33 protein-coding genes and 1 riboswitch are annotated in these 26,567 nt (G+C 65.0%); of the genes, 18 read left to right on the forward strand and 15 right to left on the reverse strand.

All coding sequences use genetic code 11. The annotated features are described in order from the left end of the window. The first annotated feature begins 28 nt into the window (after positions 1–28). From urtC to ureG, 10 genes are all read left to right on the forward strand, one after another. Complete coding sequence (gene urtC / locus PATSB16_RS17995) at positions 29–1,132, forward strand: urea ABC transporter permease subunit UrtC (protein WP_047216725.1); 1,104 nt, start codon at positions 29–31, stop codon at positions 1,130–1,132. Then, positions 1,129–1,971: an urea ABC transporter ATP-binding protein UrtD gene (gene urtD / locus PATSB16_RS18000; protein ID WP_047215416.1), complete on the forward strand. Its 843-nt coding sequence runs from the start codon at positions 1,129–1,131 to the stop codon at positions 1,969–1,971. The genes urtC and urtD overlap by 4 nt, the downstream gene beginning before the upstream one ends. Before the next feature lie 5 nt (positions 1,972–1,976). Then, the gene (gene urtE, locus PATSB16_RS18005; protein WP_047215417.1) at positions 1,977–2,678 is read left to right on the forward strand and encodes an urea ABC transporter ATP-binding subunit UrtE; all 702 of its coding nucleotides are present in this window, start codon (positions 1,977–1,979) and stop codon (positions 2,676–2,678) included. Positions 2,679–2,720: 42 nt separating this feature from the next. Next, complete coding sequence (locus tag PATSB16_RS18010) at positions 2,721–3,608, forward strand: urease accessory protein UreD (RefSeq protein WP_047215418.1); 888 nt, start codon at positions 2,721–2,723, stop codon at positions 3,606–3,608. A 163-nt stretch (positions 3,609–3,771) separates the two neighbouring features. Beyond that, entirely contained in the window at positions 3,772–4,074 is a 303-nt protein-coding gene (locus PATSB16_RS18015; protein WP_047215419.1) for an urease subunit gamma, read from the forward strand. Between the two features lie 39 nt (positions 4,075–4,113). After that, positions 4,114–4,419, forward strand: coding sequence for an urease subunit beta (locus PATSB16_RS18020; RefSeq protein ID WP_047215420.1), 306 nt, complete (start codon positions 4,114–4,116; stop codon positions 4,417–4,419). A gap of 1 nt (position 4,420) precedes the next feature. After that, the gene (ureC, locus tag PATSB16_RS18025) at positions 4,421–6,130 is read left to right on the forward strand and encodes an urease subunit alpha (protein WP_047215421.1); all 1,710 of its coding nucleotides are present in this window, start codon (positions 4,421–4,423) and stop codon (positions 6,128–6,130) included. 49 nt (positions 6,131–6,179) lie between these two features. Next, entirely contained in the window at positions 6,180–6,776 is a 597-nt protein-coding gene (ureE, locus tag PATSB16_RS18030; protein WP_047216726.1) for an urease accessory protein UreE, read from the forward strand. Further along, positions 6,772–7,452, forward strand: a complete 681-nt coding sequence (locus tag PATSB16_RS18035; RefSeq protein ID WP_047216727.1) for an urease accessory protein UreF — start codon at positions 6,772–6,774, stop codon at positions 7,450–7,452. Before ureE ends, PATSB16_RS18035 begins: the two co-directional genes overlap by 5 nt. Positions 7,453–7,463: 11 nt before the next feature. Then, positions 7,464–8,099, forward strand: coding sequence for an urease accessory protein UreG (gene ureG / locus PATSB16_RS18040; protein WP_047215422.1), 636 nt, complete (start codon positions 7,464–7,466; stop codon positions 8,097–8,099). Between the two features lie 27 nt (positions 8,100–8,126). Here ureG and PATSB16_RS18045 read toward each other — a convergent pair whose 3' ends face one another. The 4 genes from PATSB16_RS18045 to ahcY form a co-directional block, all read right to left on the reverse strand. Further along, positions 8,127–9,068, reverse strand: coding sequence for a TraB/GumN family protein (locus PATSB16_RS18045; protein ID WP_047215423.1), 942 nt, complete (start codon positions 9,066–9,068; stop codon positions 8,127–8,129). A 264-nt stretch (positions 9,069–9,332) separates the two neighbouring features. Further along, positions 9,333–10,166: a methylenetetrahydrofolate reductase [NAD(P)H] gene (metF, locus tag PATSB16_RS18050; protein ID WP_047215424.1), complete on the reverse strand. Its 834-nt coding sequence runs from the start codon at positions 10,164–10,166 to the stop codon at positions 9,333–9,335. A gap of 74 nt (positions 10,167–10,240) precedes the next feature. Then, complete coding sequence (locus PATSB16_RS18055; RefSeq protein ID WP_047215425.1) at positions 10,241–10,594, reverse strand: phage holin family protein; 354 nt, start codon at positions 10,592–10,594, stop codon at positions 10,241–10,243. A 46-nt stretch (positions 10,595–10,640) separates the two neighbouring features. Continuing rightward, the gene (ahcY, locus tag PATSB16_RS18060; RefSeq protein ID WP_047215426.1) at positions 10,641–12,059 is read right to left on the reverse strand and encodes an adenosylhomocysteinase; all 1,419 of its coding nucleotides are present in this window, start codon (positions 12,057–12,059) and stop codon (positions 10,641–10,643) included. Positions 12,060–12,090: 31 nt separating this feature from the next. Beyond that, a riboswitch (S-adenosyl-L-homocysteine riboswitch) is annotated at positions 12,091–12,191 on the reverse strand. A gap of 149 nt (positions 12,192–12,340) precedes the next feature. Here ahcY and PATSB16_RS18065 point away from each other — a divergent pair. Continuing rightward, a complete protein-coding gene (locus tag PATSB16_RS18065; RefSeq protein ID WP_047215427.1) occupies positions 12,341–13,117 on the forward strand; it encodes an exodeoxyribonuclease III in 777 nt (258 codons plus the stop codon). A 45-nt stretch (positions 13,118–13,162) separates the two neighbouring features. Here the strand turns inward: PATSB16_RS18065 and PATSB16_RS18070 are convergent, their stop codons facing one another. Next, positions 13,163–14,017, reverse strand: a complete 855-nt coding sequence (locus tag PATSB16_RS18070; RefSeq protein WP_047215428.1) for an oxidoreductase — start codon at positions 14,015–14,017, stop codon at positions 13,163–13,165. Positions 14,018–14,117: 100 nt separating this feature from the next. After that, on the reverse strand, positions 14,118–15,101 hold the full coding sequence (locus PATSB16_RS18075) for an aldo/keto reductase (protein WP_047215429.1): 984 nt from the start codon (positions 15,099–15,101) through the stop codon (positions 14,118–14,120). Between the two features lie 184 nt (positions 15,102–15,285). On the opposite strand from PATSB16_RS18075, the gene PATSB16_RS18080 reads away from it, so the two are divergent. Then, positions 15,286–16,191: a LysR family transcriptional regulator gene (locus PATSB16_RS18080; protein ID WP_047215430.1), complete on the forward strand. Its 906-nt coding sequence runs from the start codon at positions 15,286–15,288 to the stop codon at positions 16,189–16,191. A 30-nt stretch (positions 16,192–16,221) separates the two neighbouring features. On the opposite strand, the gene PATSB16_RS18085 is transcribed toward PATSB16_RS18080, so the two are convergent. Continuing rightward, positions 16,222–16,551, reverse strand: a complete 330-nt coding sequence (locus PATSB16_RS18085; protein WP_047215431.1) for an antibiotic biosynthesis monooxygenase family protein — start codon at positions 16,549–16,551, stop codon at positions 16,222–16,224. Between the two features lie 54 nt (positions 16,552–16,605). Between PATSB16_RS18085 and PATSB16_RS18090 the strand changes: the two genes are divergently transcribed. From PATSB16_RS18090 to PATSB16_RS18100, 3 genes are all read left to right on the forward strand, one after another. Next, positions 16,606–17,271, forward strand: a complete 666-nt coding sequence (locus PATSB16_RS18090; protein ID WP_047215432.1) for a GntR family transcriptional regulator — start codon at positions 16,606–16,608, stop codon at positions 17,269–17,271. Positions 17,272–17,341: 70 nt separating this feature from the next. After that, positions 17,342–17,716, forward strand: a complete 375-nt coding sequence (locus PATSB16_RS18095; protein ID WP_047216728.1) for a gamma-glutamylcyclotransferase family protein — start codon at positions 17,342–17,344, stop codon at positions 17,714–17,716. A 117-nt stretch (positions 17,717–17,833) separates the two neighbouring features. Further along, on the forward strand, positions 17,834–18,511 hold the full coding sequence (locus tag PATSB16_RS18100) for an alpha/beta hydrolase (RefSeq protein WP_047215433.1): 678 nt from the start codon (positions 17,834–17,836) through the stop codon (positions 18,509–18,511). Between the two features lie 15 nt (positions 18,512–18,526). Here the strand turns inward: PATSB16_RS18100 and PATSB16_RS18105 are convergent, their stop codons facing one another. The 7 genes from PATSB16_RS18105 to argB form a co-directional block, all read right to left on the reverse strand. Then, positions 18,527–19,807 carry an AmpG family muropeptide MFS transporter gene (locus tag PATSB16_RS18105; protein ID WP_047215434.1) on the reverse strand — a complete coding sequence of 427 codons (1,281 nt, stop codon included), beginning with the start codon at positions 19,805–19,807 and terminating at the stop codon, positions 18,527–18,529. Positions 19,808–19,863: 56 nt separating this feature from the next. Continuing rightward, positions 19,864–20,493 (reverse strand): methionine biosynthesis protein MetW, encoded by a 630-nt coding sequence (metW, locus tag PATSB16_RS18110; RefSeq protein ID WP_047215435.1) that lies wholly within the window; start codon positions 20,491–20,493, stop codon positions 19,864–19,866. Then, on the reverse strand, positions 20,490–21,659 hold the full coding sequence (gene metX / locus PATSB16_RS18115) for a homoserine O-succinyltransferase MetX (protein WP_047215436.1): 1,170 nt from the start codon (positions 21,657–21,659) through the stop codon (positions 20,490–20,492). Before metX ends, metW begins: the two co-directional genes overlap by 4 nt. A gap of 251 nt (positions 21,660–21,910) precedes the next feature. Then, positions 21,911–22,549, reverse strand: coding sequence for a nucleoid occlusion factor SlmA (gene slmA / locus PATSB16_RS18120; RefSeq protein ID WP_047215437.1), 639 nt, complete (start codon positions 22,547–22,549; stop codon positions 21,911–21,913). 93 nt (positions 22,550–22,642) lie between these two features. Beyond that, complete coding sequence (locus tag PATSB16_RS18125) at positions 22,643–23,392, reverse strand: pyrimidine 5'-nucleotidase (RefSeq protein WP_062551242.1); 750 nt, start codon at positions 23,390–23,392, stop codon at positions 22,643–22,645. 12 nt (positions 23,393–23,404) lie between these two features. Continuing rightward, on the reverse strand, positions 23,405–24,079 hold the full coding sequence (locus tag PATSB16_RS18130) for a Dph6-related ATP pyrophosphatase (protein WP_047215438.1): 675 nt from the start codon (positions 24,077–24,079) through the stop codon (positions 23,405–23,407). Continuing rightward, positions 24,076–24,981, reverse strand: a complete 906-nt coding sequence (gene argB, locus PATSB16_RS18135; RefSeq protein ID WP_047216730.1) for an acetylglutamate kinase — start codon at positions 24,979–24,981, stop codon at positions 24,076–24,078. The genes PATSB16_RS18130 and argB overlap by 4 nt, the downstream gene beginning before the upstream one ends. Before the next feature lie 188 nt (positions 24,982–25,169). Between argB and PATSB16_RS18140 the strand changes: the two genes are divergently transcribed. From PATSB16_RS18140 to PATSB16_RS18150, 3 genes are read left to right on the forward strand one after another with little or no spacing between them, the layout of a single operon-like run. After that, positions 25,170–25,739 carry a sigma-70 family RNA polymerase sigma factor gene (locus PATSB16_RS18140; protein ID WP_047215439.1) on the forward strand — a complete coding sequence of 190 codons (570 nt, stop codon included), beginning with the start codon at positions 25,170–25,172 and terminating at the stop codon, positions 25,737–25,739. 16 nt (positions 25,740–25,755) lie between these two features. Further along, a complete protein-coding gene (locus PATSB16_RS18145; protein WP_047216731.1) occupies positions 25,756–25,941 on the forward strand; it encodes a zf-HC2 domain-containing protein in 186 nt (61 codons plus the stop codon). Positions 25,942–25,943: 2 nt separating this feature from the next. Next, positions 25,944–26,168: a cysteine-rich CWC family protein gene (locus PATSB16_RS18150; RefSeq protein WP_062551243.1), complete on the forward strand. Its 225-nt coding sequence runs from the start codon at positions 25,944–25,946 to the stop codon at positions 26,166–26,168. 21 nt (positions 26,169–26,189) lie between these two features. Here PATSB16_RS18150 and PATSB16_RS18155 read toward each other — a convergent pair whose 3' ends face one another. Next, a complete protein-coding gene (locus PATSB16_RS18155; protein ID WP_047215441.1) occupies positions 26,190–26,477 on the reverse strand; it encodes a hypothetical protein in 288 nt (95 codons plus the stop codon). Positions 26,478–26,567 lie beyond the last annotated feature (90 nt).

Raw genomic sequence — 26,567 nt, forward strand, 5'->3', positions numbered from 1 at the left:
CGGGTCTGCCGCGTCCACCGTCGGCGGCATGCCCGAGCGGCCACGGCTGCTGCCCAAATACACGGCCGCACCGCTGGCCGCGCTGGTGCTCACAGTGCTGATCATCGTGCCGCTGTGCTCGCTGGTATTGCCGGCTTCGCACCCGCTGCACCTGTCCGCCTACACGATGACACTGATCGGCAAGATCATGTGCTACGCGATCGCCGCACTGGCGCTCGACCTGGTATGGGGCTACTGCGGCATCCTCAGCCTGGGCCATGGGCTGTTCTTCGCGCTGGGCGGCTACGCGATGGGCATGTACCTGATGCGTGCGATCGGGCGCGACGGCGTCTACCACAGCAACCTGCCGGACTTCATGGTGTTCCTCGGCTGGAAGCATCTGCCGTGGTTCTGGCATGGCACCGGCAGCTTCGCCTTCACCTTGCTGCTGATCGTACTGGTGCCCGGCGTGCTGGCGTGGCTGTTCGGCTTTTTTGCCTTTCGCTCGCGCGTCAAGGGCGTGTATCTGTCGATTACCACGCAGGCCATGACGTATGCGGCGATGCTGCTGTTCTATCGCAACGAGACCGGCTTCGGCGGCAACAACGGCTTCACCGACTTCAAGCGCCTGCTGGGGTTTTCGATCGTCGCGCCGGGCACCCGCACGGCGCTGTTCCTGGTGACCTTCCTGGTGCTGGTGCTGGCCTTGCTGGTGTGCCGCGCGCTCGTCATCTCGAAGTTCGGGCGGGTGGTCACGGCGATGCGCGACGCCGAATCGCGCGCGATGTTCCTTGGTTATCGGCCGCTGGGCTACAAGCTGTTCGTGTGGACCTTCTCGGCGGTACTGTGCGGTATCGCCGGCGCGCTTTACGTGCCGCAGGTCGGCATCATCAATCCGAGCGAGATGTCGCCGGTCAACTCGATCGAGATGGCCATCTGGGTTGCCATCGGCGGACGCGGCAGTCTGCTGGGCGCGGTGCTCGGCGCCTTCCTGGTCAATGGGGCGAAGAGTGTCTTCACGGCCTACTTCGCCGAGTACTGGCTATTTTTTCTGGGCGCCATGTTCGTGCTGGTGCCGCTGTTGCTGCCGCACGGTGTCATGGGATTGCTGCGCAGCCTGGCCAGGAAGCCTCGCACGGGAGACGAAGCATGAACCCGCTGATCAGCGACACCGAAGGCATCAGCGTGAGCGGCAGCATCACCGGGCTGGATCACTTGCTGGTGCCAGGCCAGATCGACATCTCGCACGGACTGATCCTGTACCTCGAGAACATCAGCGTGAGCTTCGACGGGTTTCGCGCGCTCAACGATCTGTCACTCTCGCTCAAGCCGGGCGAGCTGCGTTGCGTGATCGGTCCGAACGGCGCAGGCAAGACCACCATGATGGATGTCATCACCGGCAAGACGCGGCCCGACAGCGGACAGGCCTTTCTCGGCCAGACTATCGATCTGACCAAACTCGATGAACCGGCCATCGCGCATGCCGGCGTCGGGCGCAAATTCCAGAAGCCAACCGTATTCGAGCAGCATACGGTTTGGGAAAATCTCGAACTCGCGTGCGACAACGACAAGCGCTGGTTCGCCGCCTTTCATGCCGGGCTCGATCGCCGCACGCGCGAGCGCATCGAGCAGACGTTGTCGCTGATCGACCTGGAACGGCAAGCGGGACGCCGTGCCGGCGCGCTCTCGCACGGCCAGAAACAGCGGCTGGAAATCGGCATGCTGCTGATGCAGCAACCGCAGCTACTGTTGCTCGACGAGCCGGCCGCGGGCATGACCGACGAAGAGACGGTGCAGTTGGCGAAGCTGCTGCAAACGCTGCGCGGACACTGCACGATGATGGTTGTGGAGCACGACATGTCGTTCGTCGCATCGCTGGCGGGCGACACCGGGCGGGTGACCGTGATGGCGCAAGGCCGGGTGCTGGCCGAAGGTACGCTCGACGCGGTGCAGCGCGACGAGCGGGTGATCGAATCTTATCTTGGACGCTAGCAATCATGCTGGAAATCAAGGGCGTCAACCAATATTACGGCGGCAGCCATATCCTCCGTGAGGTCAATCTGCAGGTGCCCGAGAAGCAGCTGACGGTGCTGCTGGGCCGCAACGGCGTGGGCAAGACGACCTTGCTCAAATGCCTGATGGGAACCGTGCCGATCCGCACCGGTGAAATTCTGTGGCAGAACCGGCCGCTGAATCATCTGGCGCCTTATGCACGCGTGACCAGTGGCCTGGCTTACGTGCCGCAGGGGCGCGAGATATTCCCGCGCCTGACGGTCGAGGAGAACCTGCTGATCGGTGCGGCCAGTTTGCCGGCGGCCGAGGCCGGCCGGGGCGTGCCCGACCAAATCTACGCCTTGTTTCCGGTGTTGCGCGACATGCGCGTGCGGCGCGGCGGCGATCTCTCGGGCGGGCAGCAGCAGCAACTGGCGATCGGACGGGCCCTGATGAGCCGGCCGCGGGTGTTGATTCTGGACGAGCCGACCGAAGGCATCCAGCCTTCGATCATCAAGCAGATTGGCGTGACGCTGCGGCAGCTGGTCGACGATCTGGGCCTGACGGTGCTGCTGGTCGAGCAATACTACGACTTCGCCCGGGCGCTGGCCGATCACTACGGCGTCATGAGCCGCGGCACCATCGTCGCCAGCGGTCTGGGCAGCGAGATGGAGCAGCATGGCGTGCGGGAGCTGGTCGCCGTATGAGCGTGCTACATTCGGCGCATCGCGCGCGCAACTATTTCCTCGATGCACAACGATCTTCCTGAATCGCCGGCCGGCCCGAGCGCCGCCGAGCCATTTGCCGGCCCAGGCTGGTGCGCCCATCTCCAGCTCGACTACGAGCGCCGCGACGCCGGCACGGTGTTGGCGCGGCGACATCACAGCGGGCCGCTGGTGGTGCAAAAGGCGCTGTATCCGGAAGGCCCCGGCATATGCCACACCGTGATCGTGCACCCGCCGGGGGGAATTGCCGGCGGCGACGACCTGCGGCTGGACATCGGGCTCGGCGCCGGCACCCACGCGGTGTTCGCCACGCCGGGCGCGACCAAGTGGTACAAGACCCCGCACGCCGGCGCGTGTCAGACGATTCAATTGACGCTGGGGGCGCAGGCCCGGCTCGACTGGCTGCCGCTGGAGAATATCGTGTTCGAGGCGGCCCGCGCCGAGCAGCGCATCGAGGTCACGCTGGGCGCCGGCGCCACCGCGATCGGCTGGGACGCGGTACTGCTGGGCCGCCAGGCCTCGGGCGAGCGCTGGACATCGGGGCAGTGGCGCTCGCTGATGCGCCTGCACGACGCGCGAGGCGAGCTGCTGTGGGTCGAACAGACCGTGCTGGACGCGGCCGACGCGCTGCGCACGTCGCCGGCCGCGCTCGACGGGTTTGCCGTGTTCGCCACCCTGTGGGCCGTGGGACCTGCCTGTACCGCCGAGCTTGCCGAGACCATGGCGCCGGCCTTGCCGTATGGCCCCGATCTGCGCGCAGGCGTGACCTGCCTGCCGGGCAACCTGTTGCTGCTGCGCGTGCTCGGCCAGCGCATGGAGGCCGTGCGGCAATTGCTGATCGAGCAATGGCTGCGCTTGCGGCCGCTGGTGCATGGCACGCCGGGTGTGCCGCTGCGGCTATGGGCGACCTAGCACCATGATGGATCGTTTTGCCCGGAATCGGTGCATGCCTCGTTGCGGTGCATGGCGCGACACGCTAACGAGCCGGCCGACGGCGCAGCCTGGCTGGTACGCTTCGTGCATGAGTCAAGACCGGGCGCGCGCCTGGCGCAATCCTCGATAACACGACGAACCGATGAAACTGACCCCCCGCGAAAAAGACAAGCTGCTGATCTTTACCGCCGCCCTGCTGGCCGAACGACGCCGCGCGCGCGGCCTCAAGCTCAATTACCCGGAAGCAGTCGCTTTTATCACCGCCGCGCTGATGGAGGCCGCCCGTGACGGGCGGACGGTGGCCGACCTGATGCATTACGGCACCACCCTGCTCGGCCGCGACGATGTGATGGACGGCGTGCCGGAGATGATCCCGGATATTCAGGTCGAAGCGACGTTCCCCGACGGCACGAAGCTGGTCACCGTGCACCACCCGATCCCCTAGGCGGCGTCCCTGCAAAGGCATCCACAAAAAGGAAGATAAATGATCCCGGGAGAACTCATCGCCGCCGACGGCGAGCTCGAACTGAACGTCGGCCGCGCGACGATCGTCGTGACGGTCGCCAACAGCGGCGACCGGCCGGTGCAGGTCGGTTCGCATTTTCATTTTGCCGAAGTCAACGATGCACTGCGCTTCGACCGCGCGGCCGCCCGCGGCTTTCGCCTCAATATCGCCGCGGGCACCGCCGTGCGCTTCGAGCCGGGTCAGGAACGCACCGTGGAGTTGGTCGAGCTCGCGGGCGAGCGCGCCGTCTTCGGCTTCAACGCTCAAGTGATGGGGAGACTCTGAGATGACTGTGCGCATGACGCGCCGCGCCTACGCGGAGATGTTCGGCCCGACCACAGGCGACCGGCTGCGCCTGGCCGACACCGAACTGTTCATCGAAATCGAGCGCGATCACACGATTTACGGCGAGGAAGTGAAGTTTGGCGGCGGCAAGGTAATTCGCGACGGCATGGGCCAATCGCAACGCACCCACGCGGAGGTGGCAGACACGGTAATCACCAACGCGGTGATCGTCGACCATTGGGGTATCGTCAAGGCCGACATCGGCCTGAAGGCGGGCCGTATCTGGGCGATCGGCAAGGCCGGCAATCCGGACATTCAGCCCGGCGTGACGATCCCGCTGGGCGCGGCCACCGAAGTGATTGCCGGAGAAGGCATGATCGTGACGGCCGGCGGCATCGATTCGCACATCCATTTCATTTGCCCGCAGCAAATCGAGGAGGCCCTGGCCTCGGGAGTGACCACCATGCTCGGCGGCGGCACCGGCCCGGCGACCGGCACCAACGCGACCACCTGCACGCCCGGGCCGTGGCATATGGAACGCATGTTGCAGGCTGCGGACGGCTGGCCGATCAATCTCGGGTTTCTCGGCAAGGGCAACACCAGCCAGAGCGCGCCGTTGCTCGAGCAGATCGAGGCCGGTGCGATCGGCCTGAAGCTGCATGAAGACTGGGGCTCCACGCCGGCGGCGATCGACACCTGCCTGACGGTGGCCGAGGCCACCGATACGCAGGTCGCCATTCATACCGATACGCTCAACGAGGGCGGCTTCGTGGAAGCCACCGTGGCGGCCATCAAAGGGCGCACCATACACACCTACCATACCGAAGGGGCCGGCGGCGGTCACGCACCCGACATCCTGAAGGTGTGCGGCGAACCGAACGTGCTGCCGTCGTCGACCAATCCGACGCGGCCCTATACGGTGAATACGCTCGACGAGCACCTCGACATGCTGATGGTGTGCCACCACCTCGATCCGTCGATCGCCGAGGATATTGCGTTCGCGGAATCGCGCATTCGGCGCGAAACCATCGCCGCCGAAGACATCCTGCACGACCTGGGAGCGCTGTCGATGATCTCGTCCGACTCGCAGGCCATGGGCCGGGTCGGCGAAGTGGTAATGCGCACCTGGCAGACCGCGCACAAGATGAAGGTGCAGCGCGGCGTGCTCGGCGGCCCGCAGGCCTCGCCCGCGGACAACTTCCGCGTCAAGCGCTACATCGCCAAGTACACGATCAACCCGGCCATCACGCATGGCATGGCGCATGAAATCGGGTCGATCGAAGTCGGCAAATGGGCCGATCTGGTGCTGTGGGAGCCGGCCTTCTTCGGCGTCAAGCCGAGCCTGGTGCTCAAGGGCGGCATGATCTCGATGGCCCTCATGGGCGATCCGAACGCGTCGATCCCGACGCCGCAACCGGTGCACTACCGCGAGATGTTCGGCAGCCGCGCGGGCGCGCTGGCCCGCACGTCGCTGACCTTCGTCTCGCAGGCCGCGTTCGATGCCGGCGTCGCCGGCCGCTATGGCCTGAGCAAGCAAATCGTTCCGGTGCATGGCATCCGCGGCGTGCGCAAGACGCACATGATCCACAACGACTGGCTGCCCGCCATCAGCGTCGACCCTGAAACCTACCAGGTGATCGCCGATGGCGAGTTGCTGACGTGCGAGCCGGCCAAGGTATTGCCGATGGCGCAGCGCTACTTTCTCTTCTAAAAATGCGAATTGCCTTATGAGCGCTCTCGATTCACCTGCGATGCCGGCGCTGCGACGCATCGAAAAACGGCTGGATCCCGCCACCCGTCTGGCCGCGCCGCTGGTCGCGCGCGCCGCGGTGCTGGTGTTGCCGTTCGAGGCGCGCTGCAGGAGCCGGCTGCGCGCGGCGCTCGTCGGCGGCGAGGAGGTCGCGCTGTTCCTGCCGCGCGGCACGGTGCTGCGCCACGGCGACCTGTTGGTGGCCGATGACGGCGGGCTGGTGCGCGTCGAGGCCGCGCCGCAGGACGTGCTGCGCGTTACCGCGCCCAATGCGCAGGCGCTGGCGCGCGCGGCCTACCATCTGGGCAACCGGCACACCCCGGTCGAAGTCGGCGACGGCTTCCTGAAGCTCGAGGCCGACCCGGTGTTGCGCGACATGCTCGAGCGCCTGGGCATGCAGGTCGAAGCCGCCAGCCTGCCGTTCGACCCGGAGGCCGGCGCTTATGGCGGCGGTCACCGGCATGGTCACGACGCCTCCTTCGAGGAGGACTATGCGCTGGCCCAGCAGGTGTTCCGCGAGCATGACCATGGTGCCGCCGGCCATGGGCACGGCCATACCCATCCGCACGATCACACCCATGGACACGACCACCGCCACGGACATTGACCTGCACGAGCTCAGCGCGCTGCTGCACCTGGCCTCGCCGGCGCTGCCGATCGGCGCATTCAGTTATTCGCAGGGACTGGAGGCGGCCGTCGAGAGCGGCCTGATTACCGACGCGGCCACCGCCGGCCGATGGATCGGCAGTCAGTTGCAGTGCGTTTTCGCGCGCTGCGAGGCGCCGTTGCTGGCGCTGCAGTGGCGCCGCTGGCGCGGCGACGATTTCGCCGCCGTCGCGCAAGGTAACGCGTGGCTGCTCGCCAGCCGCGAAAGCGCCGAATTGCGCGCCGAAACCGAGCAGATGGGCTGGTCGCTTGCGCAACTGGCTTTGGCCCTTGGCTGGGGCGGCGCCGCGCAGCAGGCGGTGCTGGCCGCGCTCAAGCCGGTCGCGCTGCCGACCGTGTTCGCCTACGCGGCAATCGCGCATGACATCGGCCTCCCGGCGTGCCTGAACGCATATGCGTTCAGCTGGCTGGAAAACCAGGTGGCCGCCGCGCTCAAGGCGGTGCCGCTCGGACAGTTGGCCGCGCAAAAACTGATCGTCGCGCTGCGGGCCGAGCTGCCTGCGGTCGTAGCGCGCGCGATCGACACGCCGCCCGAGGCCGTGTCGACCTTCGCGCCGCATCTGGCGATTCTGTCGGCGCGGCACGAGAACCAGTATTCCCGTTTATTTCGTTCGTAAAACAAGCGACCATGAGCCAATCTCCCACAAGCCGCGGCAAGCCCAATCCCCCATTACGCGTCGGCATCGGCGGCCCGGTCGGTTCGGGCAAGACCACCCTGGTGGAAATGCTGTGCAAGGCAATGCGCGAGCGCTATGACCTGGTGGTGATCACCAACGACATCTACACCAAGGAGGACCAGCGGCTGCTGACCGTTGCCGGCGCGCTGCCGGCCGAGCGCATCCTGGGGGTCGAGACCGGAGGCTGCCCGCACACGGCGATCCGGGAAGACGCATCGATCAATCTGGAGGCGGTCGACCGCATGCTGGAGCGCTTTCCCGAAGCCGACGTGGTTTTCATCGAGTCCGGCGGAGATAACCTGGCGGCCACCTTCAGTCCGGAACTGTCGGATCTGACGATTTACGTGATCGACGTGGCCGGCGGCGAGAAGATTCCGCGCAAGGGCGGGCCGGGCATCACCAAATCGGATCTGCTGATCATCAACAAGATCGACCTGGCGCCCTATGTCGGCGCATCGCTCGAGATCATGCGCAGCGACGCCGAGAAAATGCGGGGCGCGCGGCCGTTCGTGATGTGCGATCTAAAAAAAGGCAGCGGTCTCGACCAGATCATCGCCTTCATCGAGCAGCGCGGCATGCTCGCCTGAGCCCGGTGGCCGGGCTCGTGGCGGGCCTCAACGCTGGCTGACGATGAAGCCTTGCTCGCGCAGCAGGCTGAGCACACCGCGCGGCCCCCCCAGATGCAGCGCGCCGATGGCGACGAACACAGGTTTGTTGGGGTCGGCGATGAACAGCATGCGGGTGACGAACCGGCGATTGCGCGCGAAAAGAATGCGCTCGTCGATCTCCCGAGCCAGACGCGGCGATTGCCGCACCTGACGGGCCTCGCTTTGCGACCAATCGTAGATCATCTCAGCGTCGCCCGCGCGCCACAGGCGGTGCAGCTCGTGGAGCTGCTCGATACCGGCCGACGGCGGCAGCGCAAGCTCCTCGGCGACCATCTCGTCCTGCTCGGCACGGCTCAACCCGGTAAATGCCGACATTTGCTCGTCGATCGTCTCGAGACCGAGAATGCGGCCCGGGTAGAGATTTTCCAGCTGATTCTCGGTGCCGTACTCGGTCTGCAGGTCGGCGGACATCGAATTGAGGGTGTCGAGCAGCAGCGCCGCCAACCAGGGGCGCATATGCTGGATCTCACGCAGCATGGCCGGATTGCCATGCAGGCGCCGCGCGATCTTGTGCCACAGAGGTCGGGGCAGCAGCCGGGGCAGGCAGGCATGCGAGCACATGCCATAGCGTTGCACGGCGTCCTGCGACATCACGACATCGTCGGGAGACAGCTCGAACGCCACCTTGCTGGCACCGCGCAAGGCGTCGAGCACGACCGGGCGAAACGGGTAATCGGTGGGTTTGCCCACATGCAGCGTGCCGAGCAGGAAAATCGTCAAGGCTCCCTTGCGGGCCTCGTAGAACGGCAGATTGGCACCGGGAGGCGCCGCCTGCGGGGCAGTCGAAACGGGGCGAGGCCACCCTTGATTGGCCACTGCCTGCGCGCTGCACAGTACCAGCAAGCAGCACAGCAGCCACCCGCCGACACAGCGTTGCCCTACCCTCAAACGTGCCTCCGTACGTCGAAATCCCTACCAGTGCCGCCCACCCGGCGATGGCGGCCCGCGGCCGCTTCCAAGTGTACGCAGTTCCACCGCCTTTGGGCGATATGTTGTACTCAACACATGCATGGGGTGTTGCTTTGGCGCACCAGGCGGGCCAGCCGACTCACGGGTGTCACAAAGCAGGTATGGGCATGTAGACCGTCCGGGCGGTGAAAATATCCCGGCCGGACGGCATTTTCTCCGGCTGCGTGGCGACGGGGCCCGGCTTCAGGACAAGCCCAGCCGCTGCCAGATCGCCTTGGTCGCAGCGGCACCGTTGAGCGTATAGAAGTGCAGGCCCGGCGCATCGGCCGCGAGCAGACGCTCGCACAGGGCGGTCACCACGTCCAGGCCAAAGGCGCGGATCGCATCGCGGTCGTCGCCGAAGCTTTCGAGCCGCTTGGCGATCCAGCGCGGCACTTCGGCGCCGCACATCTCGGAAAAACGCATCAACTGCGAGTAATTGGTGATCGGCATGATGCCGGGCACGATCGGCACCTCGACACCCAGCTTGCGGGTATCGTCGACGAAGCGGAAATAGGCGTCGGCATTGAAGAAATACTGGGTAATCGCCGAATTGGCGCCAGCCTTGACCTTGCGGGCGAAATTCTCCAGATCGTGGCGCGGCGACCTGGCCTGCGGGTGATACTCGGGATAGCCGGCGACTTCGATATGGAACCAGTCGCCAGTCTCGGCACGAATGAATTCCACCAGCTCGGAGGCGAAGCGGAATTCGCCGATCTCGCCCATGCCGGACGGCATGTCGCCACGCAGCGCGACAATATGGCGGATGCCATGATTGCGGTAAGTGTCGAGAATGGCGCGAATGCCCTCGCGTGAGGATCCCACGCACGACAGATGCGGCGCGGCCTCGGTGCCCTCACGCTGGATCTCGACCACGGTGTCGAGCGTGCCCTGCTGGGTCGAGCCGCCGGCGCCGAAAGTCACTGAGACGAAGCGCGGCTTGAGCGGTGCCAGCTGCATGCGGGTAGCGCGCAGCTTGTCGCTTCCCTCGGCCGTCTTGGGGGGGAAAAATTCAAAACTGAAAGAGCGCTGCGTCATGATGTGAATAATCGATAAGCACCCCGCCGCCAGGCGGCGGCAGGGCGAGCGGGCCGCGCCGGGGCGGCCCGGGTTTAACGCAGGCGATCGCCGCCGAACACGAGCGCCGACAGGATCCAGGAGATCACGCTATACAGAATGGAGCCGAAGAAGGCCGGCCAGAAGCCGCCCACCTCGAAACCCTTCAGGATATGGCCCGCCAACTGGAACAACAGCGCGTTGATGACCAGAATGAACAGGCCCAGCGTGAGCACCGTCACCGGCAGGGTGAGGATGACCAGGATCGGACGCAGCACCGCGTTGATCAGTCCCAGTATCACCGCGACCATCAACGCCGTGCCGAAACTGCGCAGCTGGATCGATGGAATGATGTAGGGCAGCAGAAACAAAGCCAGTGCGTTGATCAGCCAGATCAGCAGCAAGCGCATAGAATTCTCCTTGGAAGGTCAGCGGCAATCGCGGCGAGCGGTGCGATCAATAGCGATAGTGCGCCGGTTTGTAGGGCCCCGCCTTGTCCACGCCGATGTAGCTTGCCTGCGCGTCGCTCAGGGTGGTGAGCTGCGCGCCGATGCGCTCCAGGTGCAGGCGTGCGACCTTTTCGTCGAGATGCTTGGGCAGCACGTACACCTTGTTCTGGTATTGGCTGCCGTGCTTGAACAATTCGATCTGCGCCAGGGTCTGGTTGGTAAACGAGTTGCTCATCACGAACGACGGGTGGCCGGTGCCGCAGCCCAGATTGACCAGGCGCCCCTCGGCCAGCAGGATGATACGCTTGCCGTCGGGAAACTCGATGTGATCGACTTGCGGCTTGATGTTTTCCCACCGGTACTGGCGCAGCGACGCGACGTCGATTTCCGAATCGAAGTGGCCGATGTTGCAGACGATGGCCTGGTGGCGCATCGCTTTCATATGATCGTGGCCGATCACGTGGTAGTTGCCGGTGGCCGTGACGAAAATGTCGGCCTTGTCGGCGGCGTATTCCATGGTCACCACGCGGTAGCCTTCCATGGCCGCCTGCAGTGCGCAGATCGGATCGACTTCGGTGACCCACACCGTCGCGCCCAGGCCGCGCAGGCTCTGCGCGCAGCCCTTGCCGACGTCGCCATAGCCGGCCACCACGGCGACCTTGCCGGCGATCATCACATCGGTCGCGCGCTTGATGCCGTCGACCAGCGATTCGCGGCAACCATACAGGTTATCGAACTTCGATTTGGTGACCGAATCATTGACGTTGATGGCGGGAAACGGCAGGCGGCCGTCCTTTTCCATTTGATACAGGCGATGCACGCCGGTCGTGGTTTCCTCGGTCACGCCCTTGATCTGGGCAAGCCGCTTGCTGTACCAGTGCGGGTCGATGGCCAGGTGACGCGCGATGGCCGCATACAGTGCCTGTTCTTCTTCGTTGGTCGGCTTGGCGATGGCGCTGCGGTCCTGCTCGGCCTTGCTGCCCAGGATCAGCAGCAGCGTGGCGTCGCCGCCGTCGTCGAGAATCATGTTGGCATGCTGCTCGCCCGGCCATTCGAAAATGCGGTGGGTGAATTCCCAGTATTCGTCAAGCGTCTCGCCCTTGTAGGCGAACACCGGCGTGCCGGACGCGGCGATCGCGGCGGCGGCGTGGTCCTGCGTCGAGAAGATGTTGCACGAGGCCCAGCGCACTTCGGCGCCCAGGGCGGTGAGCGTCTCGATCAGCACGGCGGTCTGGATCGTCATGTGCAGCGATCCGGCCACACGCGCGCCCTTGAGCGGCAGGGTGCTCCTGTATTCGTCGCGCAGCGCCATCAGGCCGGGCATTTCGGTCTCGGCAATGGCGATTTCCTTGCGGCCCCAATCGGCCAGCTTGAGATCGGCGACGATGTAATTGGCTTGCGATTTGCTATCGACTACGGCGTTCATCACGCCTCCTTTCTATGAAGTCTAGAAATTAAAGACGTGAGCGCCGTTGCGGTGTACGGCCGCGCAGGCGGCCGACGGGAACACTGCCTTGAGCCTGGCGGCGCGGGGGCCGTTGCAACGCTCCTCAAGACAGAGATTCGCCGAACGAGCGGCGAATCGCGGTATTGTAGCAGGGATAAAATGAATCGGTTATCCGGCGGCGAATCGGCCGGGCCGCCGTGCCGCAGCCATTGTCTTGCGGTATCCTTGGCGCGGTTCATGCCTCCATTTCGCCCACCGCCATGCTACGTATCGTCACCGCAAATCTGAACGGCGTGCGCTCCGCCGCCAAAAAAGGCTTCTTCGACTGGTTCGGCAAACAGGATGCCGACCTGGTCTGTGTGCAGGAACTCAAGGCGCAAGCTCCCGACATGACATCGGAGTTCCTCGCGCCACACGGCTTTCAGGGCTTTTTCCATTACGCGCAGAAAAAGGGCTACAGCGGCGCCGGCCTCTACACCCGGCACGCGCCCGACGATGTGCTGATCGGTTTCGGCAACGAGGAATTCGACAACGAGGGGCGTTACGTCGAAGCGCGTTTTGGCGACCTGTCGGTGATTTCGGTCTACGTGCCGTCCGGCTCCAGCTCGGAAGACCGGCAGCAGGCAAAGTATCGCTTTATGGAAGTGTTCATGCCGCACCTGAAGGCGCTCAAAGCCGCCGGGCGCGAAGTGGTGCTGTGCGGCGACGTCAACATCGCCCACCACGAAATCGATATCAAGAACTGGAAGGGCAATCTGAAGAACTCCGGCTTCCTGCCGGAGGAACGCGCCTGGCTCACGCATCTGTTCGACGAGGCCGGCTACGTCGATGTATTCCGCACGCTCGACACGCGCGCCGAGCAGTACACTTGGTGGAGCAATCGCGGCCAGGCCTATGCGAAGAACGTCGGGTGGCGCATCGACTATCAGATCGCCACTCCCGGCATTGCGCAGACGGCCCACGCCACCGCGATCTACAAGGATCAGAAGTTCAGCGATCACGCTCCCCTGACGATGGACTATCGCTGGGAGCTGTAGGCGGCGGGCACCGCACGCGCCATGCCCGCCGCATTTGCCGGCGCCTTAGTGCGTGCCTTCCGGATAATCGGCGCCGATGGTGGTCGCCTCCCACGCATCGAAGTCGCCGCGCAGCTTGTCGAGCTTCTCGCGCGCCAGTCCCAGGGCGGCCTTGCCCAGCAGCAGTCGCAGCGGCGGCGTGTCCGACAGCGCCGCGTCGATGATGGCTTGCGCGGCGCGCACCGGGTCGCCCACCTGCTTGCCGCTGCGCGCTTCGGTCTGCTTGCGGCGCTCGCCAGCCGTTTCCGCATAGTCGTCGATGCGCACCGCCGATTGCTGGATCGAGGGGCCTGCCCAGTTGGTGCGGAATGGCCCCGGCTCGACGATCAGCACGCCGATGCCCAGCGGCTTGAGTTCGATCGCGAGCGACTCGGAAATGCCCTCGACCGCGTACTTGGTGCCATGGTAATAGCCGGTCGCGGCAAAGCTGGTCAGGCCGCCGATCGACGAGACGTTGACGATCAGGCCGCTGCGCTGCGCGCGCAGGGTTGGCAGCACCGCCTTGGTCAGGTCGACCAGCCCGAATACGTTGGTTTCGAACATCGCGCGCACCGCGCCATCCTCGCCCTCCTCGATCGCCGCCAGATAGCCATACCCGGCGTTGTTGACGAGCACGTCGATGCGGCCGAATTTCGCCTTGGCCTGCGCCACTGCCGACTCGATCTGATCGTGCCGGGTCACGTCCAGCGCCAGCGCCAGCGCACGGTCTTCATGCCCGGCGACGATGTCGGCCACCTTGGCCGGATCGCGTGCGCTCACGACCGCGCGCCAGCCGCGCGCGAGCACCAGTTTGGCCAGTTCGCGGCCGAAGCCGGTGGAGCAGCCGGTGATCAGCCACACCGGGTTGTCTCGATTCATCATTTGCACATCTCCTGTTGACATCGCATCAATCAAAAAGGGAGCGCGCACCGAGTGGGCGCGCGCATTCGGCCAAGTCCGCGTCGTGCCGATACGGGCAAGGCTAGCGCAGCGGCGGCGCCATGAATTCCGGCCCGACCGGGCTGGTAATGTGCCTGGCCAGCAACGCATCGATATCGGCCAGATCCCCGGGGCTCAGACGCCAGCCAAAGGCGTCGTCGATGCCGCGCAACTGGTCGGGTCGGCGCGCGCCCCACAGCGCGATGGTCGGGCCCTGATCGAGAATCCACCGAATCGCCAGCGCCAGCACCGACTTGCCGTGCCGATCATGCGACAGTTGCGCGAGCGCGCCGACCGCGGCCAGGTATTGAGCGAAGCGCGGCGGCTGGAATTTCGGGTCATGGTTGCGCAGGTCGTCGCCGTCGAATCGGGTCGAAGCGCTCATGCGGCCCGAGAGCAGCCCACGGCACAGCGCGCCGTAGGCAAGCACGGTCAAGCCATGCGATTTGGCATAGGGCAGCACATCCGCCTCGATCGCCCGTTCGAACAGATTGTACGGCGGCTGCACGGCGGCCAGCCTGGCCGCGCGGCCGAACACGTCCATTTGCTCGGGCGAAAAATTGCTCACGCCGATGGCGAGAATTTTCCCCTCCTGGCGCAGCTTCTCCAACTCGGCCGCGGTTTCCTCGAACGGCACGCGGGGGTCGGGCCAGTGAACTTGATATAGATCGATACGGTCGGTGCGCAAGCGGCGCAGCGAGTCTTCGATTTCGGTGCGAATGCGCGCCGGCGTCGAATTGCGCTTGATGCCGTCGTCGCCCCACTCGAGCGCCACCTTGGTGGCAATCACCGCCTGCTCGCGCCGGCCCTCCAGCGCCTTGCCGACCACCTCCTCGGCATGGCCGAAGCCATATACCGGAGCGGTATCGATCAGATTGATGCCTTGATCGATCGCGTTGCGGATCGTCGCGATCGATGCGGTATCGTCGGCGCCGCCCCACATCCAGCCGCCGATGGCCCAGGTACCCAGGCCGATGCGCGAGACCGGCGTGGCGATGCCGTCGATGCGCGTGGTTTCCACTGTCATGCTGATTGACTCCCATGCTGAAACGGCGCTTGCGCTTGCCGGCCAATAGCCACCGGACATGCTTCGAGGCGCCAACGGCATTTAATTTAACTCATGTAAAATTGAAATAAATTCAATGCCGCGTTGAACGCGCATTGCAGCAACCCGTTCGTTGCCACCCGTTGGCACACTCCGACTCCCTCACATGCCCGTTTTCAATCGCTCCGATCTGGCGGATCTCAACGTCTTCGTCACCATTTGCCGTCGCCGCAGCTTTCGACTGTCTGCCGCCGAACTCGGTGTCTCGACATCGGCGCTCAGCCACGCGATGCGCAACCTGGAGACGCGCCTGGGCGTCAAGCTGCTGAACCGCACCAGCCGCTCGGTGGTGCCGACGGCCGCGGGCATGGCACTCGCGGAACAACTTGAACGCGGTTTTCACACGATCGGCGAGGCGCTCGATCAACTCGAGCGCTATCGCGGCTCGCCCGCCGGGCGCTTGCGCCTGAATGTGCCGCGCGATGCGTCGCGCCTGCTGCTCAGCCCGGTGCTGCCGGCCTTCTTCAGCGCCTACCCGGACATCCAACTCGATATCACCGTGGACGATCACCTGGTCGACATCATTGCCGAGGGATATGACGCCGGCATTCGCTATGGAGACACCGTGCCGCGCGACATGATCGCTACTCCGCTGAGCGGGCCGCTGCGCTGGGTCGTGGTGGGCTCGCCGGCGTATGTGGCGCGGCACGGGCGGCCAGCCAGGCCGGAAGATCTGATGCATCACGCGTGTGTGCGCATGCGCATCGGCGACAATTCACTGTACAAATGGGAGCTGAGCAATGGTCAACAGGCGCTGGCGCTGGATGTGCCGGGTGCGATCAGCGCCAACGAAACCGATGTGGCAGTCGATGCGGCGCTCGGCGGTTTGGCGCTCGCCTACTGCCTGGAGAGGCGCGTTGCACCCGATCTGCAGGCCGGGCGGCTGGAGATCGTGCTGCCCGATTGGGCCGTCGCCGGCCCGCCGATGGTGATGTACTACCCGAGCCGCCGGCAGACACTGCCCGGGCTGCGGCAGCTCATCGAAATGATTCGCGCGGCCGACCGAACCTGAGCGCCGCGCGTGCCGTCCGCGCCGCCGGGACTAGCGCTCGGTCCTGGCGAAAGCGTAGTCGCGCTCGACCCGGCAGATCCGCACCTTGAATGTCTCGTACCAGGTGTCCCGGCCGCGCTGCTGAGCTACCAGATGCGCGGTATTTTGCTTCCATGCGGCGATCGCCTCCAGGCTGTCCCAGTAGGACACCGTAATGCCCAGGCCGTCACGGGCGGACTCGACGCCGAGGAAGCCCGGCTGCTGAGAGGCCAGCTGCACCATTGCATTCGACATCTTTTCGTAACCGTTGTCGCCTTCGGTGCGCATCGAGGTGAAAATCACGGCGTAGTAAGGGACGGCGGGCGTAGCTGCTGCTGTCATGGTCAACTCCTGTTGGATGGTATACCATTATGCCATCCCAGCCAGATTAATTCGATGGAAAAATCAATCGACTCAACCGCCGATGCCGTCGCAGCGCGTTTGCGCCAGGCGATTGCCGAGGGCGATTTGCCGGACGGCACGCGCCTGGTCGAGCGCGACCTCGCCAGCCGCTTCGCGGTCAGCCGTATCCCGTTGCGCGAAGCGCTGCAAAAACTCGCATTCGAGGGGCTGGTGGAGATTCACAAGAACCGGGGCGCGGTGGTGCGCACGCTCGACGCGGCCGACCTCGATGAAATCTACCGGTTGCGCATGCTGCTCGAAGGCGATGCAATCTACCGCGCGGTGCCCAACCTGAGCGCCGAGACGCTGGCCCGCGCCGAACTGGTTCACCGGCTGCTGGGCGAGGCCGGCACACGCGAGAAGCAGGGCGAGCTCAATCGCGAGTTCCACGCGCTGCTGTACGCACCTTGCGGCAACCGCCAACAACTGAAGGTCATCTGGGAATTGCGCAACCAGGTGGAACGTTACGAGCGTCTGCAGGAGACGCTGCTGGCGCAGACCCAGGCCTTTCAATTGGAGCATGCGCAAATTCTCGCCGCATGCCAGGCCGGCAACGCGCGGCTGGCGCGTGCGGCCACCGTGGCGCACCTCAGATCGGCACGGCGCCTGGTGGCAGGCGCGAGCGCCCCACGCACGCCCGGCCAACCCGTGGCACCATAGGCGATGCGCGTGCCGCCGGCCACCCCGCATGTCCGGCAACACCGCACTCCCCACACACAAGGTACGCATCATGTCCGCTTCGCCCGCGCAAGCCACTGAATACTTGTTTTCTTACGGCACGCTCCAGTTGGAAGCCGTGCAGCTCGCCACTTTCGGGCGGCTGCTGGCCGGCCAGGCCGATCGGTTGCCCGGCTACCGGCTGACCCTGCTGGAAATACGCGACGCGGCGGTGCTCGCCACCAGCGGCAAGACCCACCACCCGATCGCCAGTTTCACGGGGCTGGCGGCCGACGGCGTCCCCGGCACGGTGTTCGCCATTACCGCAGCGGAGCTGGCCCATGCCGATGCCTACGAGGTGTCGGACTACCGGCGCGAACGCGTCAGGCTCGACTCGGGCCAGGATGCCTGGGTGTACGTCGATGCCCGTGACGGCGCATCGGACTGAGCCACTGGCCGGTTGCGCCACACAGGCGGTGCCCTTTACCCGACGAAGCGGGTATCTTGTCGGCAGCCGCTCCGATCGAAAGCGGCCCTTTGACCCCGAGAACTGCGAGCCCACACCATGAGCACCTTACTGCCCTGCATCGAAATCGAAACCGAGCCAAACCCGGCTTTCGCGGTAATCTGGCTGCATGGCCTGGGCGCCGACGGCAACGACTTCGTGCCGCTCGTGCCGGAGCTGGCGCTGGACGACGCGCCGGCGGTGCGCTTCGTGTTTCCGCATGCGCCGCAGATTCCGGTTACGGGCAATGGCGGCTACGTGATGCGCGCATGGTATGACATTCTGTCGTTCGAGGGCCTGAACCGGCGTGTCGACGAGGCCGGCATCCTGGCCTCGCGTGCTGCCGTTGGCCGCCTGATCGAGCGCGAGAACGAGCGCGGCATCCCGAGCCACAGGATCTTCCTGGCCGGCTTCTCGCAGGGCGGCGCGATGGCCTATACGACGGGACTCACCTATGCGGCGACGCTGGCCGGCATCATCGCGCTGTCGGCTTACCTGCCGGCACCGCATCTGATCACCGAGGCGCTGAGCGAGGCCAATCGCAGCACGCCGATTTTCGCCGCGCATGGCACGCAGGACGAGATATTGCCGCTGCCGCTCGGCGAGCAAGCCGCCGCATTTGCCCGCCAATGCGGCAATCCGCTGGTGTGGCACACCTACCCGATGCCGCATGCGGTATGCGCCGAGGAGATCGCGGCGCTGGCCGTTTGGCTCAAAGCGCGCCTGCGCGCGCAGTGAACGCGGCATGGCCTGCTAGCCGTCGATATCGGGATCCCTGCCCCACGGCGCGATCTTGGGCAGCAGCAACATGCCAGGCAACGCCAGCACGGCGCAAATCAGGAAGAAGTGAGTCCAGCCGGTGACATCGACGATATAGCCGGTGCCGGCGTTGGCAAACGTGCGCGGCACCGATGCCAGGCTCGTGAAAAGCGCGAACTGCGTGGCCGTGTAGCGCGGGTCGGTAGTGCGCGCGATGTAGGCGGTGAAAGCGGCGGTGCCCAGCCCTGCGCAAAAGGCCTCGAGAGCGATGACCACGCCCAGGCCGAACAGATCCGGACCGGTATGTGCGAGCCACGCGAACCCCAGCGTGGAAATCATTTGCGCGACCCCGAACACCCACAGGCCGCGATGGATACCGAGCTTGAACAGCCAGGCGCCGCCGATCAGGCCGCCGGCCACGCTCGCCCACAGGCCGGTCGCTTTGGCAATCACGCCGATCTCGGTGCGCGTGAAGCCGATGTCGAGATAGAACGACGTCGATAGCGACGTCGCCATGCTGTCGCCGAGCTTGTAGAGAAAGATGAAGCCCAGGATGTACAGCGCCTGCCGCCAGCCGGCGCGGCCGATGAATTCGTTGAACGGCAAAATCACCGCCTCGCGCAGCGTGCGCGGCGGCGCGCCCTGGATCTTCGGCTCGGCCACGAGCAACGTCATGATGATGCCCGGCACCATGAACAGTGCCGTGATCAAAAACACCTGCGACCATGGCAGATGGTCGGACAGAATCAGCGCGAGCGAGCCCGGTATCAGCCCGGCAACCTTGTAGGCATTGACGTGCACGGCCGTGCCCAACCCTTGTTCGAGGTCGGGCAGCAACTCTCGCCGGTAGGCATCGATCGAGATATCGGCGCTGGCGCTGAAAAAGGCCAGTGCCGCCGCCAGTGCGGCGACCGTCCAGATATTCTGCTGCGGCGAGAACAGCCCCATGACGGCAATCGTGCCGGCCACCAGCAATTGCGTGAGCAGCATCCAGCCGCGCCGCCTGCCGGGCCGCCAGCCGAGATAATTCGGCATGAAGCGGTCCATCAGCGGCGACCAGAGGAATTTCCACGTATAGGGAAACTGGATCAGCGCAAACAGGCCGATCGCCTCGAGATTGACCCCTTCGGAGCGCAGCCACGCCTGCACCAGGCTGATCAGGGTGAACAGCGGCAGGCCGGAGGTGAATCCCAGCACCACGCAAATCAGCATGCGGGTGTTGAAATACGCGCGCCAGCCGCTGGGCGCGAGCGAATCAGGTGTTGGTGTCGACATGAAAACGGCTCGTGGATGAGGCGTGCGCGGCCTCGCTCGGACGGGCCGCGCCACGCTCAGTTACGCTTGACGCGATAGACCGCAAGACTACCACGCCAATTGGCACCCCAATTCACCGGCCGGCCATCATGCAGCACCGCGCGGTCGAGAATGCGAACGCCGACCTCGGGCGCGAGAGCCTCGAAATCGCGAATCGTCAGCACCCGTACGTTGGGCGTGTTGTGCCACTGGAACGGCAGGCTTTTCGATACCGGCATGCGCCCGCGCAGCACGGCGAGGCGATGCGGCCAGTAGCCGAAGTTCGGGAACGAGACGATCGCCTCGCGCCCGACGCGCACCGTCTCGCGCAGGATATCGGCGGTGCGGTGAATGGTTTGCAGCGTTTGCGACAGGATCACCATGTCGAAACTTTGGTCTTCGAACAAAGCAAGGCCGCCTTCCATGTCCTGCTGGATCACGTTGATGCCCCTTTGCGCGCTGGCCAGCACGCCGGCATCGTTGATCTCGACGCCGTAGCCGCTGACATCGAGTTCGTCGGTCAGAAAACGCAGCAGCGAGCCGTCGCCGCAGCCCAGGTCGAGCACTTGCGAGCCGGGCTGGATCCAGCGTGCGATGACGCGAAAGTCGTTACGCGGCGCGAGCCCTTGCAGGGCATTGTTCTGCGCCTGGATAGCGGTTGCATTCATGCGCCGACCTCCGTGGCGATGCGGTCGTAATAGGCGCGCACCAGGTTGTGGTAGCGCGGATCGGTCAGCAGGAAGGCGTCGTGGCCATGGGGCGCATCGATCTCGGCATAGCTCACCTGGTGCCGATGATCGAGCAGCGCCTTGACGATCTCGCGCGAGCGCGCGGGAGCAAAACGCCAATCGGTGGCGAACGACACCACCAGATATTTGGCGGTGGTATGCGCCAGCGCGCGCGACAGGTCGCCGCCGTAGGCGCGTGCCGGATCGAAGTAATCGAGCGCGCGGGTGATCAGCAAATAGGTGTTGGCATCGAAATACTCGGCAAACTTGTCGCCCTGGTAGCGCAGGTACGACTCCACTTCGAACTCGACGTCGAAACTGAACTTGTAGCCGTCGCGCTCGACCGCGGCGCCGTCGGCCAGCGCTTCGGCGCGCTGCAGCGAGCGGCCGAATTTGACCGCCATGTCTTCATCGGACAGATAGGTGATGTGCCCGATCATGCGCGCCACGCGCAGGCCGCGGCGCGGCACCACGCCATGGGCGTAGTAGTCGCCGCCGTGAAAGTCCGGATCGGACAGAATCGCCGAACGCGCGACTTCATTGAAGGCGATGTTCTGCGCCGAGAGTTTGGGCGTCGAGGCGATCACCAGGCAGTGCCCGACCCGCTCCGGGTACATGATGCTCCACGCCATCGCCTGCATGCCCCCGAGGCTGCCGCCCATGACCGCGGCAAAGCGCTCGATGCCGAACGCGTCGGCCACGCGCGCCTGCGCGTTGACCCAGTCCTCCACGGTCACCAGCGGGAAACTCGCGCCATAGGGCTTGCCGGTCGTCGGGTCCAGGCTCATCGGGCCGGTCGAGCCGAAGCACGAACCCAGGTTGTTGACCCCGATGACGAAGAAACGATTGGTGTCGAGCGGCTTGCCGGGGCCGACCATGTTGTCCCACCAGCCAGCCGTTTTGGGGTCATCGCTATAGCGCCCGGCGACGTGATGGGAGGCATTGAGCGCATGGCATACCAGCACGGCATTGCTGCGCGCGGCGTTGAGTTCGCCGTAGGTTTCCACGGTAAGGTCGTAGCCGGCCAGCGTGCTGCCGTTCTGCAACGGCAGGGGCTCGGCGAAATGCATGCTTTGCGGCGTAACGATGCCGATCGACGATTCCATAAATGCTTGTCCGAAGGGCGGCACAAAGGGGTCGATCGACTGGCGACATCGGGAATGAGCGCCGGCAACCTCTTTAGCCGCATTTATATGAAATCCGGTCTTGCGACAGGAGTCCGCGCGCCCGCAAGCGAGTCACCAAATCGGCGCGCAATCCGTGAAATGCCGGCCAGGCGTCGAACCATCGTGCCGCGACGCCGGCATAACCCGCGGCAAGTATAACGCGTCGTCGGGGCGCTTGCAGCGCCGCACACTCAGCGCAACAGGATCGCGACCTGCGCCTCGGCCGATTCGCTGGGCGCACGCTTGAAGCCGCTCTTGGCGTAGCGGTGCCAGCGCCCCAGCGCGTAGCTGACCAGCAAATTGGCGCGCGAGGCCGCGTCGCCGTCGTCGGGCGTGCCCGCCTGAGCGGCTGCCAGGCGCAGCACCTGCTTGAGCGACGTCTCGATGCGATCGAGCAATTGATTGATGCGCTCCTGCAGCCGCTCGTGTTCTCCGACCAGCGCCTCGCCGGTCAGCACCCGCGTCATGCCGGGATTTTTCTCGGCAAAACCGAGCAGCATCAGCACGATGGCGTGCGCCTGCTCGGCGCCCGCCTCACGTTGCGTCGAGATCTGATTGATGAGACTGAAAATCGACTGCTCGATGAATTCGATCAGGCCCTCGAACATCTGCGCCTTGCTGGCGAAGTGCCGATACAGCGCGGCCTCGGACACCTCGAGCCGGGCCGCCAGCGCGGCCGTGGTGATTTTCTCGCTCTTGGGCTGCTCGAGCATGGCCGCGAGCGTTTGCAATACTTTGACGCGTCGCTCTCCCGGTTTGGGGCGCGGCACCTTGGCGGGCATGGGAACGGAGGGTGAAGCGGCTTCGGTGGGCGTGACTTCCGGTGGCATTGGCTGGTCTGGATAAAGTAACAATTTTTGTCGATGCCCCTGCGCTGTCCGCCCTGATGCCGCGCCGCCCCTCGGCGGACGGATGGCACTACATCAGCGGGCGACGCGAATCGGGCATTTTTTCAATGTTTTGAGTGATTGTACTTTGATATCCACATAATGTGGGCGCCCACTGCGCCGGTTAGTCGCACCAAGACCGCTCTTTTCCGGCAGGTAGCCGGTCACCCAGACCGTGCGCAAGCCCTGCGCCCGGTAATTCTTCAGATGGGAGCGTGTGTCTTCGACCAGCCAGACATGCGCGGCGCGCAGCCGTTCGCGCGCCAGCAGGCGGCGCATCATTTTCGGGTCGGGCTTGGCTCGCCAGGCGCTGCGATCGCGCATCTGCTCGATGCTGATGCAGCGTTCGAACACATGGCTGATGCCGATTTCCCGCAGTATGGCTTCGGCATAGTCCCGCGGACCATTGGTGAGCACATACTTACGCCCGGGTAGCGCACGCAGGTGGCGTACCAACCCGCGCTCGGCACGCAGCAGCGCGCTCAGATCGGGAAAATCGTGAACTGCCGCGAGAAAATCGTGCGCGTCGACGCCGTGGTGGCGAACCAGCCCCAACAGCGTGGCGCCGTAGCGCCGCGTATATTCGACGCGCAGATGATTGGCGAGATCGACCTCGATACCCAGGCGCTCGACGATGTAGGCGGTCATGCCGGCGTTGATGCGCGGAAAAATCGCGTGCGAAGCGTGGTGCAGCGTGTTGTCCAGATCGAACAGCCAGACCGGGCCGGCGGACCCTCGCGCGGGATTCTGCGGGCGAGAACGGGAACAGCGGCGGGACGGGGTCACGATGCGCTCCTGCTAGCCGGTCAGTCGCGCCAGATGATAGGGCGTACTGCCGTATCTGGCGGGGCCGGTGATGGTCTCGACGCCGGCCAGCCTCCATGGCACCGGCCGGGTGAAGCGCGGGCCGGCATAGACGAAGGTGTGAAACTCGCCGTTTTCGCCGCAGGCGTCGACATCGCGCGGCAGATCGTCGAGCAGCGCCAGATCATATTCCCGGCCGACGAACTCCGGGCCCAGGTGCCGACCGTCGACGCAGACCAGGATCGCGCGGTAGCCCAGCGCGATGAATTCGTGCGCCAACGCCAATCGCGGCTGTTGCCACAACGGCAAAACGGCCTCCAGTCCTGCCGCGGCGCAGACTTTCTCTTCCCAGTCGCGATGCGCCTGGAGGTCTATATCGCCAAACACGCCGTGGGTAATGCCGTCTGCCGCGAAGCGCTGCAATTGAGCGGTAAAGACGCTTTCGTAGGACTCCCAGCCGGCCCGCGCGCTCACCAGCGCAATGCCCAACGCATCGGCCTGCGCCTGCAGCAGCGCGGGCGGCAGACCGTGCGAGCGCGAACTGGCGCCGTTCTCGTCGAGCATCGCCAGCAGGTATCGCACTGCGTAGCCCTGGGTCAGCGCACGATGGAGCGCGAGGCAGGAATCCTTGCCGCCGCTCCAGGAAAAGAATGCCTCAGGCGCGCTCAATGCGAGCGAATCATGGTACCGAACGGCTGTTCGGTCAGAATTTCGAGCAGCACCGAGTGCTCGATGCGGCCGTCGATGATGTGCACCGACTTGACACCGCTCTTGGCGGCATCGAGCGCCGATGAGATCTTCGGCAGCATGCCGCCCGAGATCGTGCCGTCGGCGAACAGTTCATCGATCTCCCGCGCCGAGAGGTCGGTGAGCAGATTGCCGTGTTTGTCCATCACGCCGGGGATGTTGGTCATCATGACCAGCTTCTCGGCACCCAGCACGGTGGCCAGCTTGCCGGCCACCAGATCTGCGTTGATGTTGTAGGACTGGCCGTCGTCGCCCAGGCCGATCGGGGAAATCACCGGAATGAAGGCGTCGTCCTGCAATGCGCGCACCACCGCCGGGTTGATCGACTCGACTTCGCCGACGAAGCCGATATCGAGGAATTCGCCGGCCCGGTCGCGGTCCGGCAACATCATCTTGCGCGCGTGGATCAGGCCGCCGTCCTTGCCGGTCAGGCCCACCGCCTGTCCGCCATACTGATTGATCAGCATCACGATGTCCTGCTGGACTTCGCCGCCCAGCACCCACTCGACCACTTCGATCGTCTCTTCGTCGGTCACGCGCATGCCCTGGACGAAGGTGCCCTGCTTGCCGATTTTCTTGAGCGCCTGATCGATTTGCGGGCCGCCCCCGTGCACCACCACCGGGTTGATGCCGACCAGCTTGAGCAGAATCACGTCGCGCGCGAAGCTTTGCTTGAGTCGCTCCTCGATCATCGCGTTGCCGCCGTATTTGATCACCACGGTCTTGCCGTGGTATTTGCGGATGTATGGCAGCGCCTCGGCCAGAATTTCGGCCTTCAGAGTCGGTGCGATGCTATCGATATTAGGGGCGGGCAGATCGGACATGGCAGCAAGATTTCGCTCGGTGGTCGGGAAACACGGCGCATTGTACAAGACTGCGCCGGATTCGTGCGATTTCCGCGGGCTCTCCAGGCACGGTAGAATCCGCCTTGCGCCGCGTCCGGCGCAACGTTAGGGCCGCAAGCCCGAACCAGCCGGCATGGCGCCGGACACATGAACCCGAGAGCATCGGCATGACGGTCGATACCGCCGAACTGGAAACACTGCGTACGCCACTGCTGAAGTTTGCGCGGCTGCAGCTGCGCAACGACGCGATGGCCGAGGACGTGGTGCAGGAAACACTGATCGCCGCGCTCGAGCGGCCCGATCGCTTTGCCGGCCAATCGTCGCTCAAGACGTATCTGACAGGCATTCTCAAGCACAAGATCATCGACGCACTGCGCGCCGGCGCGCGGGAAATCTCGCTGTCGCACGCCGGGGCCGACGACGAGCGCACCGACGACGAACTGTTCGACGCGCTGTTCGACGCCACCGGGCACTTCCGCGATAAGCCGCGAGACTGGGGCGATCCGGACGCCGTATTGCGGCAAAAGCAGTTTTTCGAGATCCTGGAGTTGTGTGTCGAGAAACTGCCCGCCAAGACCGGGCGGGTGTTCATGATGCGGGAGTGGCTCGAACTCGACACCGACGAAATCTGTAAGGAGCTGGGCGTGAGTACGACTCATGTTTGGGTCATGCTCTACCGGGCACGCATGCGGCTGCGCGAGTGTCTCGATCTGAACTGGCTGGGTCAAAGCGCTTAACGCCTGGGGGTTGCCGATGAAATTCAAATTGACTTGCCATCAAGCACACCGTCTGGTGATCGAGCGCATGGATCGCCAACTCGGTAGCTTCGAGCGTGTGCGGCTGCGGGCGCACCTGGTGATTTGCGACGCCTGCACGATCTTCAACAGGCAGATGCGCCTGCTGCGCCGCGCCATGCGCCAACTCGGCCAGGATGACTGACCGTGCCGCGCGCTACCCAAGGCAATCGCGATGGCATGGCGACACCGGCCGACTGCCCCCGTTGCGGCGCGCCGGTGAGTTGCGGGCATGCGCAGGGCGCCGCGCGATGCTGGTGTTATACCGCGCCGCATCTGCCGCGCGAACAACTGGGCGAATATGACCGCTGCCTGTGCCCTGCGTGCCTGAGCGCGGCGCAGGCCACCGCCGCCATACGTAACGGGCGGTGACGGCCGATCCGCGCGCGGCGCTCAATCTTGCGGCACGTCGTCTTTGCTTGCGGCCGGCAGCCACGGACACAGGCGCCGATTGGCGCCCTGCCGCGGGCCGGCGCCGGCATTGTGCGGTGCGCCCGTGCGCCACGGCGATGCAGGCGGACCAGGCACGGGGGCCTGCTTGCGCGGCGGGCTGACGCGCTTTTGCTGCCCATCGCGAAATACCAGTTTCTGGCGAGTACCGAGCGTTTTGTTGGCCATGATGATTACGATCCGGACAGGACCATCGCTGCCGCCCCAGGCGTCCCAGCCATCGGCTGGCATCGGGGCATGCTCATCCCATAGTCTACGCCCGCGCGCGACAGCCTGCGCCAATGTGGCATAGTGTCGCAGTTTGTCGCGCTCCCTGCGCGG

This window comes from Pandoraea thiooxydans (assembly GCF_001931675.1).
Lineage (GTDB): Bacteria > Pseudomonadota > Gammaproteobacteria > Burkholderiales > Burkholderiaceae > Pandoraea > Pandoraea thiooxydans.